Origin of the sequence: Rhodococcus sp. p52 (assembly GCF_000763325.2) — a bacterium.
Lineage (GTDB): Bacteria > Actinomycetota > Actinomycetes > Mycobacteriales > Mycobacteriaceae > Rhodococcus > Rhodococcus pyridinivorans.
This window is the reverse complement of sequence record NZ_CP016819.1, coordinates 2,494,873-2,511,138: the sequence shown is the minus strand read 5'-3', so window position 1 is coordinate 2,511,138 and position 16,266 is coordinate 2,494,873. Positions and strand designations below refer to the sequence as shown.

The 16,266-nt window shown below is 70.9% G+C and carries 4 protein-coding genes; all 4 read right to left on the bottom strand.

Annotation, left to right across the window (positions count from 1 at the left end; genetic code table 11):
* Positions 1-23 precede the first annotated feature (23 nt).
* The gene (locus IM25_RS11665) at positions 24-1,388 is read right to left on the bottom strand and encodes a PhoH family protein (protein WP_198162483.1); all 1,365 of its coding nucleotides are present in this window, start codon (positions 1,386-1,388) and stop codon (positions 24-26) included.
* A gap of 325 nt (positions 1,389-1,713) precedes the next feature.
* Positions 1,714-2,967, bottom strand: coding sequence for an enterobactin transporter EntS (gene entS, locus IM25_RS11660; RefSeq protein WP_006553898.1), 1,254 nt, complete (start codon positions 2,965-2,967; stop codon positions 1,714-1,716).
* A gap of 10 nt (positions 2,968-2,977) precedes the next feature.
* Entirely contained in the window at positions 2,978-4,021 is a 1,044-nt protein-coding gene (locus IM25_RS11655; RefSeq protein ID WP_006553897.1) for an ABC transporter substrate-binding protein, read from the bottom strand.
* A complete protein-coding gene (locus IM25_RS11650; protein WP_065996052.1) occupies positions 4,018-16,245 on the bottom strand; it encodes a non-ribosomal peptide synthetase in 12,228 nt (4,075 codons plus the stop codon). The genes IM25_RS11655 and IM25_RS11650 overlap by 4 nt, the downstream gene beginning before the upstream one ends.
* Between the last annotated feature and the right edge of the window lie 21 nt (positions 16,246-16,266).

Below are 16,266 nucleotides of genomic sequence, written 5' to 3'. Positions count from 1 at the left end.
GCCGTGTCGGCCGTGCCCGGGCGTCAGGCGCCCGGAGCGAACTCCTCGAGCATCTCCGTCACCAGCGCCGCGATCGGCGACCGCTCACTGCGGGTGAGCGTGATGTGCGCGAACAGCGGATGTCCCTTGAGCTTCTCGATGACCGCCGCGACACCGTCGTGCCGGCCGACACGCAGGTTGTCGCGCTGGGCGACGTCGTGGGTGAGCACGACGCGCGATCCCGCACCGAGCCGCGACAGGACGGTGAGCAGCACGTTGCGTTCGAGCGACTGTGCCTCGTCGACGACGACGAACGAATCGTGCAGCGACCGGCCGCGAATGTGCGTGAGCGGCAGCACTTCCAGCATTCCGCGGCTGAGCACCTCCTCAAGCACCGCCGGGCTGGCGAGTCCTTCGAGGGTGTCGAAGACCGCCTGCCCCCACGGATTCATCTTCTCTGCCTCGGTACCCGGCAGGTAGCCGAGTTCCTGCCCACCCACCGCGTAGAGCGGCCGGAAGACCACCACCTTGCGGTGGGTTCGTCTTTCCAGGACAGCCTCGAGTCCCGCCGTCAGTGCCAGCGCGGACTTTCCGGTTCCGGCCTTGCCGCCGAGGGAGACGATGCCGACGGATTCGTCGAGCAGCAGGTCGAGGGCGACGCGCTGTTCGGCGGAGCGCCCGTGCAGTCCGAACGCCTCCCGGTCGCCGCGGACGAGCTGCACCCGCTTGTCGGCGGTGACCCGGCCGAGCGCGCTGGAGGAGCCACCGAGAAGTCTGATCCCCGTGTGGCACGGCAGATCCCGCGCATCGTCGATGTCGACGATGCCCTCGGTGAACATCTCGTCGATGAGGGTCCGGTCGACCTCGAGTTCGGTCATGCCCGTCCATCCCGAGATCACCACGTCCTGGGCGTGGTACTCGTCGGCGTCGAGGCCGACGGCACCGGCCTTGACGCGCAACGGGATGTCCTTGCTGACGAGCACCACGTCGCGTCCCTCGGTGGCCAGGTTCAGGGCGCACGCGAGGATGCGGGAGTCGTTGGTGTCGGTGCGGAATCCCGCGGGCAGGACCATGGGGTCGGTGTGATTGAGCTCCACGTGGAGGGTGCCACCCTCGTCCCCGATAGGGATGGGCTGGTCGAGGCGTCCGTGCCGCTGCCGCAGGTCGTCGAGCAGGCGCAGCGATTCGCGAGCGAACCAGCCGAGTTCGTGGTGGTGCCGTTTCCCTTCGAGTTCGCCGATCACGACCAGCGGAAGGACGACTTCGTGCTCGGCGAACCTGGTGACCGCCCAAGGGTCGGAGAGCAACACTGAAGTGTCCAGCACGTAGGTGCGTACAGCGGATTCTTTCGCAGCGGCGGTACCGGAGGCGTGGCCGGAGCGGGTGGGGACGGAGCGTGTTGCGTTCACGTGGGGCTCCTCGGCCCGGACGGCACCGCCCGGACGTATTCGGTGGGCCGGTGGGTCCCCGGTGTCGTCACGACCACGGAGACCCGGTGCCGGCCCCCTCGCTCGGACTGTGTCAGCCACACGATCAGGGACCTCCCGTGTAGACGGCACCTGCGCCGCCTACACCCCCGACGCTAACCCCGATACGGGCGATTCGCTCGATGGCGGAGGAAGCGTGTCGGTGAAGATCACGTTAACGACACCTCATAAGTACCCCTGAACCCCAGCAAACACGGTCGGCTCCGCTGCGTCAGGAACGCGAACCCCTGGATCGCGCGGCGTACGGTCACTCGACCGTCACCGGATGCGCGCTCGGTTCCACCGTCGCGCCGCGCAGTCGTCGCAGCACCAGGGTCACGAGCAGCGCGAGGACGGCCATCGCGGCGCTGTACCAGACGACCGCGTCCGGAGCGTCGAAGATGCCGCCGAACAGACCCGCGACGAGCGCACCGACCGACATGCCCGCGACCTCCTGGGCGGACCACAGACCGTTCACCCGGCCCAGCAGCGTGTGCGGCGTGTGCGTCTGGATCAGCGAGTAGCGCAGCACCTCCTGCACGGCCCCGAACACACCGACGATCACGAGCAGCACGACGGTGAGCGCCAGGACGGACGTGAAGCCGACCAGTGCCTGGACGACGAATCCGAGGACCAGGGCGGTGAGCAGCACGCGGCCGGGCCGCACCGAACGGCCGAGCCATCCACTGGTGACCGTGGCCGCGGCGGCGCCGAGCGCGATCGCCGCGTACATGACGCCGATGGCGACCGCATTGCCCTCGAAACGCGCGTCGGCAAAGGCCGGCACGAGCACGAGCACACCGCCGCCGAGCATCGCGACGACGCCGGCGATCATCACCCCGCCGACGACGCGTTCGCGGCGCAGGAAGCCGGTCACCGTCTCCGCGGGTGCGTCGGCGTCGTGCCCGGCGTCCGCCGTCGGTGGGTTCAGCGCCGGCAGGCCCGAGAGCAGGGTGACGGTCACGGCGGTGCCGATCGCGGCCACCCAGTAGTTCCACGCCACCGAGAACGTCGCGATCACGAGTCCGCCGAGCGCCGGGGACAGGACGGCTCCCGCGCGGGCGCTGAGCACGTTGAGCGCACCGACGGCGACGAGCTGGTCCTTGGGGACGAGCGTGGGCACGACTGCCAGCAGAGCCGCGATGCTGATCGACCCGATCAGGCCGTTGACGACCGTCAGGGCGATGATCGCCGGCACCGAGGGCGACGACAGACCGGCGTTGACGGCCAGTCCGACGAAGGTGAGACCGGAGACGGTGCGGGCGAACAGGATCAGGAACTTGCGGTTGTAGCGGTCGGCGAGCATGCCGCCGAGCAGCATGCCGCCGATCGCAGCGCCCCCTTCGAGCGCGGAGACCAGACCCACCATCGGCGACGATCCGGTCAGGTCGTAGACCTGGATCGGTACGCCGACCATGAGCATCCCGATACCGAAGATCGAGATGGTGCGAGCGATGAAGATCCGGCGGAAGGCCGCGCTCTCGCGCAGCGGCCGCAGATCGAAGAGGGCGCCGTTGCTCATTGCCGGGCCGTCACTCGGACTTCGCGGCGGCGTCGGCGAGCATCGGAGCGATCTCGTCGGTGGCCCACTTCAGCGACAACGCCGACGGGAAGCCCACGGCGTTCGGCATGCCGGTGTTGCGGGCGAGCGAGACGACCGCGCCGCGCTCGACGGCCGGAAGACGGTTCCACGCCTCGAACTTGGTCAGGTATCCGAGATCGCCGGTGGGCGAGACGACCACGAGCAGGTCGGCGTCGAGCTGCGAGATCTCCTCGTAGGACAGCACACCGCGTCCGTCCGCATCGACCTGCAGTGTGTTCGCGTACTCGCTGAGCTCGAGGCCGAGCGAGTTCAGGAACTGCCCGATGCCGCGGTCGTCGGCGGCGAGCACCGACAGCTGGCCACCGGTGTCGCCGATGATCGCGTTGTAGGTCGCGCCCTCGAGTGCGGGGTACTGCTCCTTGGCGGCGTCGAGATCGACCTCGGCCTGCTCGATGACCTCCTCGGCCTTCTCGGGGATGCCGAGGGCCGAGGCGATCTTGCGGGTGGAGTCCTGCCACGGCTCACCGTTGGCGCGGTAGTCGAAGTGGACGACGGGGAACTGTTCGGCGAGCTGGTCGTAGGTGTTCTGTTCGAGTCCCCAGAAGCCGGTGGAGACGATGATGTCGGGCTGCAGCGCGGCGATCTGCTCGGCGATCACCGTGGCACCGCCGTCCATGTTCAGCAGCGGCGGGACGTCGGCGCCGAGTGCTTCGGCCTCCCACGGCCACACGCCGGTGCCGCCGGTCGCCGCGAGGTTCTGGGCATCGACGGGGAGCGCGAGCGGGGTGACGCCCAACGACAGCAGGATGTCGGCGTCCTGCGGCGACAGCGGCAGGGCGCGGGTCGGGGCCGACTCGACGGTCGTGTCGCCGAACTTGCCGGAGACGGTGACCGGGAACTCGCCGTTCGCCGCCGTCGCGCTGCCGGACGAGCTGCCGCTGTCGGTGTCCGAGCCGCACGCCGTGACACCGACCAGCATGGCGGTGGCGGCGAGGGCGACGCCGATCCGGCGCAGTCGCTTGTGGATCCTCATCGATTCTCCTCTGCTGTAGAACTCTTCGTAGGTCCGTCGTCCGGGTGTCCGTTCCCGGCGCCGCGGATCTCGTCCTCGTGGAGGGTCGCGGCGAGTTCGCCGATCGACCCGGCGGTGAAGATCGACTCGGCGTCGATCACGTATCCGGCCGCCCGCAGTCCGCCGAGGATCCGCATCACCGAGATGCTGTCGCATCCGAGTTCGAGCAGATCGTCGTCGACGCCGACCTGCTCGACGCCGGTGACCTCGGAGGCGAGGGCGCACAGCAGCTCTTCGGCCGGTGTGGACGGTGCCCGGTGCGTTCGCGGGGCGAGTTCCGGTCGCGGCAGCGCTGCGCGGTCGATCTTGCCGTTGGCGAGCGTGGGCAGGGCGTCGAGCACGACCGTCGCCGACGGCACCATGTAGTCGGGCAGCACCCGCGCGACCGCGCGTCGCAGCGTCTCGGCGTCGAGGGTGTACCCGGCGGCCGGGACGACGTAGGCGACGAGACGTGCCGTCGCACCGAGATCGGTGCGGGCGAGCACCACTGCGGTCGCGACGTCCGGTCGCGACGAGAGCACGGTCTCGATCTCGGCCGGTTCGATCCGGTATCCGCGGATCTTGACCTGGTCGTCGCCGCGTCCGCGGTAGCGGATGTGTCCGTCGGGCGTCCACAGGGCCCGGTCACCCGTGCGGTACATGCGGTCTCCGGGGAATTCCGGATCGATCGTGTCCGCGACGAAACGGTCGGCGGTGCGACCCGGGTCGGCGAGATAGCCGCGGGCCAGTCCACGACCGGCGAGGTAGAGCTCGCCCTCCACACCGATCGGCGCGGGACGCATCCACCGGTCGACGATGTAGGCCCGGGTGCCGGCGACCGGTCGGCCCGCAACGGGCGCCTCGGCGTCCGAAGCCCGTGCGACGAGCGCGTCGACGGTGCTCTCGCTCGGCCCGTAGAGGTTGTAGGCGCTCACGCCGTCCAGCCCGCGCAACCGGTCCCACATCGGTTGGGAGACCGCCTCGCCGCCGAAGCCGAGCGAGGCCGGGCACCGTCCGTCGTCCGCGAGTCCGTGATCGAGCAGCTGCGCGAGGTGCGACGGGGTGACCTCGACGAAGTCCCAGCGGGATTCGTGGGCGACGCGGACCATCTCGGCCGGATCGCGCTGGACCTTCTCGTCGACGACGTGCACCGCGTGCCCGTCGAAGAGCCACAGCTGCGGTTGCCAGGACGCGTCGAAGGCGAACGACCACGCGTGGCCGACCCGGAGCCGGTCGCGTCCGGTCCGTGCCTGCGTCGGCGCGTAGAGGTCGGCGCGGTGGCTGTGGAACAGCGCGGTCAGGCCGCGGTGCAGGGCGAGGACCGCCTTGGGTGTGCCGGTGGAGCCGGAGGTGTACACGACGTAGGCCGGGTGGTCGGCGCGCAGCGGTGCGAGCCGGTCGGCGTCGGTCAGCGGGGCGTCGTCGTAGCCGGCGACCCGCGCCGCGAGCGTCTCGTCGTCGAGCGCGAGCACCGGCGCGTCCACCGCGGGCAGCGACGACGCGAGTTCTCGGGTGGTGAGCACGACGGCCGGCTCCGCGGTGCCGAGGATCGTCGCGAGACGCTCGGTGGGAGTGCGCGGTTCGAGCGCGACGTAGGCACCGCCGGAGACGAGCACCGCGAGCATCGCCGCGATCGTGTCGGCCGTGCGGGGCAGCACGAGCGCCACGCGGGTCTCGGGAGCGACACCGTGGTCGACGAGCAGTCGCGCCCACCGGCGGACCAGGGACGCGAGGTCGGCGAAACTCCATTCGAGATCGACTGCCACGAGCGCGGTCTCGTGCGGGTGACGGGCGACCGCGTCGTCGAACAGGTCCGCGACGGTGACGGCTTCGGCGACCGGTGCCGGTGTGGCCCGCCACTGTTCGAGCCGGGCGCGTTCGTCGGCCGGCAGGACGTCGATGGCGGACAGGCGCCGGTGCGCCTCTCCCCCGGCCAGCGTGCGCAGCACCCGGTCGAGTCCGGCGACGAGACGTTCGACGGTGCCGCGGTCGTACAGGTCGGAGCTGTACTCGACGACGCCGACGAGGGTGTCGGTGCCCACATACTCGACGAGGTCGAACGACAGGTCGAACTTCGAGGTCTCCATCGGGTGCGGTTCGGGGGTGACCCCCGCCGTGAGCCCACCCGCACTGCGCGGATCGGGTTCGACGAGATAGACGATCATCACCTGGAACAGCGGGTGCAGGGCGCGCGAGACGGATCGGTCGGAGCCGAGCACCGCGTCGACGACCTGCTCGAAGGGCAGGTCCTGGTGGTCGAACGCCTGGAGGTCGGTGCGGCGGATCCGGTCGAGCAGTTCGGCGACGGTGGGGTCGCCGGACAGGTCGGTGCGCAGCACGAGGGTGTTGAGGAAGAAACCGACGAGATCCTCGAGTTGCGCGTCGCCGCGTCCGGAGACCGGGGTGCCGAGGGGGATGTCCTCGCCGCCGCCGTAGGCGGCGAGCAGCACCGCGACGGCGGCCTGCACGACCATGAACATCGAGACGTCGTGTGCGCGTGCGAGTTCCCGCAGTGCGCGCACGACCTCCGCGTCGAGCGCGAATGGCACCGCGCCACCGCGATAGGAGGTGCGGGCCGGACGGGTCCGGTCGGTCGGCAGCGGCATTTCCTCGGGCAGGCCGGCGAGGGCGTCGCGCCAGTAGGCGCGCTGACGCGCGGCGAGCGACTCCGCATCCGCCGGGTCGCCGAGCAGGTCGCGCTGCCACAGTGTGAAGTCGGCGTACTGCACGGCGGGCTGCGTCCACTCCGGTGCCCGCCCCACCTGCCGCAGCGCGTAGGCGGTCGCCAGATCGGTGAGCAGCGCCTTGGTCGACCACTCGTCGACGGCGATGTGGTGAATCACCAGCGCCACCACGGTGCCGTCCCCGGCGTCGAGGACCGACAGCCGCACCGGGAGCTCGGCCGACAGATCGAAGCGGTGATCGATCGCCTCGGCCAGAGCATCGTGGACATCGGCCGCGGCGACCGAGCGGTGGTCGACGACCACGCGGACCTCGTCCGGCGCGAGCACCTGCTGGTAGGCCTGTCCGTCCGCGCTCGGGAAGACCGTGCGCAGCGCCTCGTGGCGCAGGACGACGTCGCGCACGGCCGCTTCGAGTGCCGGGACGTCGACGCGCCCGTGCCCCCGCCACGTGACAGGCACGTTGTACACGCCGCCGCGGGCCCCGAGCTGGTCGAGAATCCAGAGGCGTTGCTGCGCGTACGACAGCGGCACCATCGCAGGTCGCGGGTCGGCCGCCACCAGCGCGGGTCGCGGCGACGCCTGCCCGGCGGCCGCGCACCGCTGCGCGAGCGACTCCACCGTCGGGGCGCCGAAGACCGTGCGCAGGGCCAGATCCGCGCCGAGCTCCGAACGGATCGCGTTCACGAGCCGGATCGCAGCGAGGGAATGCCCACCGAGCGCGAAGAAGTCGACGTCGATACCGACCTCGTCGAGTCCCAGCGCATCGGCGAACAGTGTCGCGATCGTCGCCTCGAGTTCGGTACACGGCTGCCGTCCGGATCCGGTGTCGAACTCCGGTGCCGGAAGGGCACCGCGATCGAGTTTGCCGTTGAAGGTCGTCGGGACCGCGTCGATCACGAAAACCCGTGCGGGCAGCAGATAGTCGGGCACACGTCCGACGAGTGCGTCACGGACCGCCACCGGATCCACCGCGACTTCCGCTGCGGGAACGATATATCCGACGAGCACCGAATCGCCTGCGGGACGGGGTTTGATCGCGGCCACAGCACGGGCGACACCGTCGACGGCATCGAGAGCCGCCTCGAGTTCGCCGAGTTCGATGCGCAGACCGCGCAGCTTGATCTGGTCGTCGCCGCGGCCGAGATATTCGAGGTCGCCGTGGGCGTCCCAGCGTGCGAGGTCGCCGGTGCGGTAGAGCCGGTCGCCGGGATCGCCGTAGGGGTCGGCGACGAACCGCTGGGCGGTGAGCGCCGGGCGCCGCAGGTAGCCCTGCGCAACCTGTACTCCCCCGATGTACAGCTCACCGGGGGTGCCGGCCGGCACGGGGCGCAGATACCGGTCGAGCACGTACAGGCACACGTTCGCGCCCGGCCGCCCGATGACGGAACCGCGGGTAGGCGAACCGATCCGGGCACCCGGGTCGGCGTCGAGGGTCACCTCCACCGCGGCTTCGGTCGGGCCGTACAGGTTGTGGACCTTCACCTGCGGGAGCACCGTCGCCGCGCGTGCGACGGTGCGCGGCGACAGTGCTTCACCGCTGCACACGATGCGGCGCAGGCTCGCGGCGTCCGCGGTGGCGGGCACGGCGAGGGGCTCCTCGAGCATCGACGGCACGAAGTGGGCGACGGTGATGTTCCCGTCGCGCAGCAGGGTCGCCGATTCGACGGGATCGCGGTGCGCGTCGGGTCCGCCGACGACGACGCTCGCACCGTCGACGAACGGCGCGAACAACTCCCACACCGACACGTCGAAGGTCGCGGGTGTGCGCAGCAGCACCCGGTCGTCGGGCGAGGCGGGCAGTTCGCGGCGCACCCATTCGAGCCGGTTCGCCACGGCGCGGTGCGACACGGCGACGCCCTTGGGCAGACCCGTCGACCCCGAGGTGTAGATGACGTAGAGCGGGTGGTCGAGGGTGAGCGGCGCGATCCGGTCGGTGTCGGTGACCGACTCCGGGCTGCGGGCGTCGATGCGGGCACGCACCTCGGTGTCGTCGAGGTCGAGTCGCGGATGCTCGCCGGGCAGTTCGATGTCGCTGCGCGTCAGCACGACTCGCGGATGCGCATCGCCGAGCAGGTACTCGATGCGCGTTTCGGGCAGCGTGGTGTCGATCGGCTGGTAGGCCGCACCGGACTTCACGACGGCGTGGATCGCGACGACCTGCCCCACGGAGCGGGGCACCGCGACCGCGACGATCGCACCCGGACCGGCGCCGAGCGCGACGAGTTCGCGGGCGAGGCGGTTCGAGGCGGCGTCGAGGGCGGCATGGGTGAGGGTGTGGTCGGCCGCGACGAGAGCCGGCCGTTCGGCGTGCTCGGCGGCGCTGCGGGCGAGCACCTCGCTCAGCGGGGCGAGAGCGAAGTCGACGCGCTCGCCGGTGCCGACGGCGAGTTGTCCCGCGGCCTCGTCGGCGTCGAGGATCGCGACGTCGCCGATCCGGGCCGCGGGTGCGCTCGCGACCTGATCGAGCAGAGTGAGCAGCGCGGCGAGAAGCGTGTCGGCCATGGTGGCGTCGAACAGGTCGGTCGCGTACTCGACCGATACGGCGACCTCGCCGGTGTCCGGGGCGTCGACGAAGGTGAGGTTGAGGTCGAACTTGGCGCGGACGTTGCTCAGCGGTTCCCAGCGGGTGGGCACACCGAGCAGGTCGGGCAGCTGCGCGGGGCGCTGCAGGTAGCTCATCATCACCTGGAACAGCGGGTTCCGTCCCTCGACGCGCGGCGGTGCGAGTCGCTCGACGAGCTGCTGGAAGGGCACCTCCTGGTGCGCCATCGCCGCGAGATCGGTCTCGCGCACCCGGTCGAGGAGTTCGGCGAAGGTGGGCTCGCCGGACAGATCGGTGCGCAGCACCAGCGTGTTGACGAAGAAACCGACGAGTTCGTCGAGTGCGGTGTCGGAACGGCCCGAGACGGGGGTGCCGACGACGATGTCGTCGCCCGCGCCGAGCCGGGAGAGCAGTGCCGCGACGGCCGCGTGCAGCGCCATGAACATCGTGCCGCCGCGGGCATCCGCGACCGCGCGCAGGCGGGCGGCGATGTCGGCGGGGACCGTCGCGGTGGTGTTGCCCGCCGCTCCGGTCGGCCGCGCGGGGCGGGGCCGGTCGGTGGGCAGGACGATCTCGTCGGGCAATTGCGCGAGAGTGTCGGTCCAGTAGTCGATCTGGGTGTCGATCCGGCCGGCCTCGATCAGTTCGCGCTGCCACAGCGTGTAGTCGGCGTACTGGACGGGCAGCGGAGACCATTCGGGTGTCGCGCCGGCCGACCGGGCTTGGTAGGCGCGGGTGAGGTCGCCGAGCAGCGGCGCATCCGACCATTCGTCGGTCGCGATGTGGTGCAGCACCACTGCGAGGACGTGCCGGTCGGGCGCGACGCGCACCAGCACCACGCGCAGCGGCGGGGCGGTGTGCAGATCGAACGACGCGGTGAGCCGCTCGGTGAGCAGCGCCCGGACGGCATCCTCGGACTCTGTCTCGTGCAGTTCGAAGCGCACGGCCTCGGGCGTGTCCAGGATCCGCTGGTAGGGCGTGCCGTCCTCGGAATCGACGACGGTGCGCAGGCTCTCATGACGTTCCACGACGTCGGCGACCGCCGCGACGAGGGCATCGGCGTCCACCGCGCCGTCGAGGCGGGCGACGTGCGCGTAGTGGTAGGCGAGGCTGTCGTCCTGCAACTGCTGGAGCAGCCACAGGCGTTCCTGGGCGGCCGACAGCGGCACCCGGTCGGGGCGCGTCCGCGCGGTGATCGGCGGGAGCGCCGCTGCGGCGCCGGGGATGCGGCGGGCGAGTTCCTCGACGCTGCGAGCCTCGAACAGGTCGCGGATGGTGACGTCCACACCGAGTTCGGAGCGGATGCGGCCGACGATCCGCATGGCGATCATCGAGTGCCCGCCGAGTTCGAAGAAGTCGTCGTCGGCGCCGACCTCGTCGACCCCGAGGACGTCGGCGAAGACCTCGCACAGGACCTTCTCGGTCTCGGTGCGCGGGGCGCGTCCACCGAGGCCCGTGGCGGCCTGCGGTTCGGGCAGGGCGCGGGTGTCGAGCTTGCCGTTGACGGTCATCGGCACGGAATCGATGAGCTGTACCCCGGCCGGGACCATGTAGTCGGGCAACTGGGCGCGCAGGTGGGCGACGAGCCGCGACGACAGGTCGGGCGGATCGCCGTCTCCGACCGGAACGGCGTAGGCAGCAAGTCGTTTCGTGCCGGGCACGAGCGGGTCGTCGACGGCGATCACCGCCGCGGTACCGACCTCGGGGTGCTCCTCGAGCACAGCCGCGATCTCGTGCAGTTCGACGCGGTAACCGCGGATCTTGACCTGGTCGTCGACGCGGCCGAGATAGTCGAGGTTGCCGTCGGTGCGGCGGCGCATGAGGTCGCCGGTGCGGTACATGCGGCCACCGGCCGACCACGGATCGGCGACGAAGCGGTCGGAGGTGAGCCCGAAACGGTTCAGATAGCCGCGCGCGAGACCCACACCCGCGATGTACAACTCGCCGACGACACCGTCGACGACGGGTCGCAGCCACGGATCGAGGATGTAGGCGCGGGTCGCGCGGATGGGGACGCCGACCGTGGGGGTCGCGCTGTCGTCGGTGCCGCCACCGAGGGTGTTGATGGTGTACTCGGTGGGGCCGTACAGGTTGTACCCGAGGGTGCCATCGGTCTCGCGCAGGCGCGTCCACACCGAATCCGACACGGCCTCACCGCCGAGCAGAACGAGCGGCGGGCGGTGCTGTCCCGGACCCTCGTCGAGCATGCCGTCCGCGATCAGCTGCGTCGCGTAGGTAGGGGTGACGTTGACGACGTCGATGGCGTGGGTGTTGCAGTACTCGACGAGCGCGGTGGCGTCGCGACGCAGGTCCTCGTCGCAGACGTGCACCTCGTGGCCCTCGACGAGCCAGAGCAGTTCCTCCCACGACATGTCGAAAGCGAACGACACGGTGTGCGCGACCCGCATCCGGCGTCCGTCCACCGACGAGACCACCGGATCGAAGATCTCGTCCTGGTGGTTGCGCTGCATGTTGGTCAGGCCCCGATAGGGGGTGACCACGCCCTTCGGCTTGCCGGTGGACCCCGAGGTGTAGATGACGTAGGCGGGGTGCTCGAGCCGGCCCGGCCGACCCGGGGCGAAGGCACCGAGTTCGGCGTCGGTCAACGGCGCGGTACTCGCGGCGAGGGGCCCGTCCAGGCGGATGCTGCGGTCGGCGGGCAGGCCGAGACGGTTCTGCACCGCGGTCGTGGTGAGGAACAGCGCCGGCAGCGCGTCGTCGATGACGGTGCGCAGACGCTCGTCGGGCTGGTCGAGTTCGAGCGGCAGGTAGGCGGCACCGGTGCGCAGGATCGCGAAGAGCGCGACGACGGTGTCGATGCTGCGGGGCAGTCCGAGGCACACGATGGTCTCGGGTCCCGCTCCCCCGGCGATGAGGGTGCGGGCGAGCGCTTCGACGCGGCCGGCGAGTTCGCCGTAGGTGCTGCTCTGTTCACCGGAGACGAGGGCGATGCGGTCGGCGTCGGTCGCGGCGCGGGCGATGAGCATCTCGGCGACGGTGACGTCCTCGACCTCGGGGATCTCGGCGCGCAGCCGGGCGTCGGTGACGGTGTGTTCGGCGGCCGTCAGTGCGGGCACGGACGCGACCGGCAGATCGACTCCGCGGGCGACGAAGTCGAGCAGCGCCACGAAGCGGTCGTGCAGGGCCCGGGCACGCGCACCGTCGACGACGTCGGGCCGGTAGTCGATCTTGACGTGCATGGTCCGCCCCGGCGACACGACGATCGCGAGGGGATAGTGCGTGTGGTCGAGGCTGTCCTCGGCGAGGATGTCGTGCCGCGCGGACTGCCGGGCCATCTCGTCGGCGTCCTTGAAGTTCTGCAGTACGAACAGGGTGTCGAACAGTTCGGAATGACCGACGGCGCGGAGGATGTCGCCGAGTCCGAGATATTCGAACTCCATGCGGTCGGCGTACTCGTCCTGCATGCGGCGCAGCAGGTCCGCGACGGTCTCGGCGCCGGACAGGCGCACCCGCACCGGGACGGTGTTGAGGAACATGCCGACCACGCGGTCGAGTCCGACGATCTCGGTGGGCCGCCCGGCGACGGTGGAGCCGAACACGACGTCGGTGCTGCCGGATTCGGCGGCGAGCAGCAGGCCGACGACGGCGTTCATCAACGCGTTGAGGGTGACGCCCGTGCTGCGGGCCCGATCGCGCAGTGTCGCGGTGAGCGTCTCGTCGATGTACGACTCGATGCGCAGCGGCACGATGGCGGCGCGGTCGCGGGTGGATCCGGCGAGCAGCGTGGGCTTGTCGAAACCGGCGAACTCGTCGCGCCAGGCCTGCTCGGCGGCGGCGCGGTCGCGGGCGGCGAGCCACTGCAGGTAGTCGGTGAAACCCGCTTCGGGCGCCGCGATTTCGTCACCGGCGTAGCGGGCGAGCAGTTCGTCGACGAACAGCGCACCGGACCAGCCGTCCCACAGGATGAATTCGCGGTTGACGACGAGACGGTCGATGCCGTCGAGGTGCAGCAGCAGCATGCGCCACAGCGGCGGGGACGCGAGGTCGAACGGCTGCAGCCGATCCTCCTCGATGAGTTTCTCGGCGCGGGCCTGCTGCTCGGCGGGGTCGAGGTCGGTGAGGTCGACCTCGGTGAACGGCACCTCGAGATCCGCCGCGCCGATGAACTGCACCGGATCGGCCAGACCGTCGTCGGTGAAACCGGCACGCACGGTGGGGTTCTCGGCGAGCAGACGTGCGGCGGCGCGGCGCAGGCGCTCGACGTCGAGGCGGTGGCCGAAGTCGAGCGAGAACTGGGCGGTGTAGATGTCCTTCGACGAGTCGAAGACCGACTGGAAGTACAGGCCGCGCTGCAGCGGCGACAGCGGCCAGATGTCCTCGATCCGCACGGGCGCGATCCGTGCGACGCGGTCGATCTCGGTCTGCGTGAGCGTGACGTGCCCGAGATCGGACGGAGTGAGACAGGTCCGCCCCAAAGCTGCGTCGGCGCGGCCGAGGAGATCGTCGAATGCCGCGCGCCATGCCTCGGCGAGCCGGGCCACGAGATCGGGGTCGAGCGCCTCGTCGGCGGTCAGATGCACCGTGGCGCCGCCGGTTCCCCGTTCGACGTGGATATCGAGCAGGTAGTTGCCGATGCGGTCTCCGCCGCTCCGCACGAGCACCTGCGGCTGTCCGAGCGGCGCGAGGGCCGGTCCGGCCTGGACGTTGGCGTAACGCAGCATCGGCCAGCCGATGCCCCGGTCGGGGGCTGCGCGCAGGCGTTCCTTCGCGGTGCGCAGGGCGTCGAGCGGATCGGTGGCGAGCGCCAGCCGCACCGGCGTCGTCCAGTCGAGCGCGCCGACGGTGCGGGTGAGGTCGGCGTCGGGGGCCAGTGCGATGCGGCCGTCGCGGACGATGTCGACGAGCAGTTCACCGTCGCCGCTCTCGCGGGTGGCCGCGACCGCGGCTGCGGTCACCGCGGTCCACACATCGGTCGAGACGCCCGAGACGAGACCGGCCACTGCGGTGGTCGCCATGGAGAATTCGTCGTCGGTCAGGGTGAGGGTCACAGGCGTCCGTGTGCGGCCGGTGGCCACCGCTGCGGCGAACTCGGCACCGGGTGCGACGGTGGTCATCCAGTCGGGAAGCTCGGCGAGTCGCTGCGGGGAGGCGGCCTGCTCGGTGAAGACGCGGGCGTGGGTCGCGGGCGAGGTGGGCACGGGCGGCAGCACGATCTGCGTGCCGCGCCGGGCGGCGCGCAGGGCACGGTGCAGGTCGGCGGTGACGATCGACCAGGACGTCTCGTCGACGAGCCCGGCGGGGGCGAGGAAGACCAGTTCCCCGGCGCTCTCGTCCGCAGCGGTGAGCCGCACCGCGGTCAGGACCCGGCCGGCGGTGGCGTCGGGGCGCAGGGGCAGGTCGGCGGTCGCGGTTCCCACCGGCAGGGCGGCGTTCGCGACGAGGGTCCGGGCGTCGACGGCGGCGGTATCGTTCACCGACAGCAGCCACAGCACCGGGGCCGGTGCGGTGAGGGTCGTCCGCAGCGCCGGGTGGTGCTCGACCACGGCGGCGACCGCGGCGAGCACGGCGTCGTCGGTGAGATCCTCCGGAGCCGGGACGCGGTATTCGCGCAGGTCGGCGTCCACGGAGAGTCCGGCGTCGCGGCGTCGCGCGGTGGCCGGCAGCAGCGCGAGCGGTCCGGCGGCGGTGTCCTCGTGGTCGGCCTCGGAGCTGTCGCCGAGGGCCGGCGCCGGGGCGACGTCGAAGGTGCCGAGCGGCGCGTCGAGGTCGTCGAGGATCGCGGCGAGGAAGTCGTCGAGATCGGCGGCGCAGCGCTGCGCGAGCGGTGCGTCGTCGGCATGACCGCGCAGTCCGATCTCGATCGGATGCCCGGCCTTCTCGAGCACGAGGATGAATTCCAGTTCGCCGACCGGCCCGGAGGACAGCATGTGCGCCTGCGATTCCCGCCCGACCGAGTACCGCGAGGCAGCTGCGGGCATGATGTTCACGCCGACGGTCGGGGGCCGCCAGTCCGGGTCGATCTCGGCGAGTTCGCGACCGAGATCCTCACCGCGGTACCGGCCGTGTTTGAGCAGGCCGAGCAGTTTGCCGTCGATCACCTCGGCGACGTCGGCCAGGCGCGCGTCGTCGGGAACGTCGAAGCGCAGGGGCAGGACGCTGGCGACCATCGCGGGCACGGTGCGCAGTTCGCGGGTGCCGCGCGCGGTCGTGGGCAGGCTGATCACCACGTCACGGCGACGGGTGGCCCGAGCCAGATAGGCGCCGAGGAGCGCGATGAGCACGGTGGCGGGCCGGGTGCCGTGGGCCCTGGCGTACCGCTCGAGCCGGCCGCGTCCGTCGGCGTCGATGTGCGACCAGGCGACGAGTTCTCCGGGGCTCGACAGGCGACCAGAGCCGAGCAGGCGCGTCACCTGCGGGAGGTCGGCGAGTTCGTCGAGCCAGTAGCGGCGGTCGAGTTCGCGTTGTTCGCTCGCGACGTACTCCTCGTCGACGCGCACGTACCGTTCCAGGGTCCACTCCGTGGCGCGGTCGGGACCCTTGCCCTCGACGTACGCCCTGGTCATCGCGGTGGTCGCGAGACCGATGCCGTAGCCGTCATTCACGATGTGGTGGTACTGCTGGTACAGCCGCATCGTGTTGTCGGAGAGGCGGTGGATGGCGAATCGGAACAGCAGGTCGCGGGCTAGATCTTGCGGTTCGTTCATCGTGGCGCGCATCCAGCGGTCGGACGCCGCGGCCGGGTCGTCCTCGCCGCGGAAGTCGATGACCGGCAGGTCCCACTCGCGGGTCGCGCGCCGGATCTGGACGACATTGCCGTCGGCGTCGACGTCGAAGTTGACGTGCAGGGTCTCGGCGGCGTCGAGGACCGAGTGGATCGCCGTGATCATCCGGTCGATGTCGATGTCGTCACCGATGGTCTCGGTGTACATGCCGGTGTTGTAGAGGTGCCCGGTGGCGTCGAGCTGATGACCGAAATAGATGGTCCGCTGCGCGCGCGTGACGGGATACACCGACTGCATCGAACTTCTCTCTCCCACGGA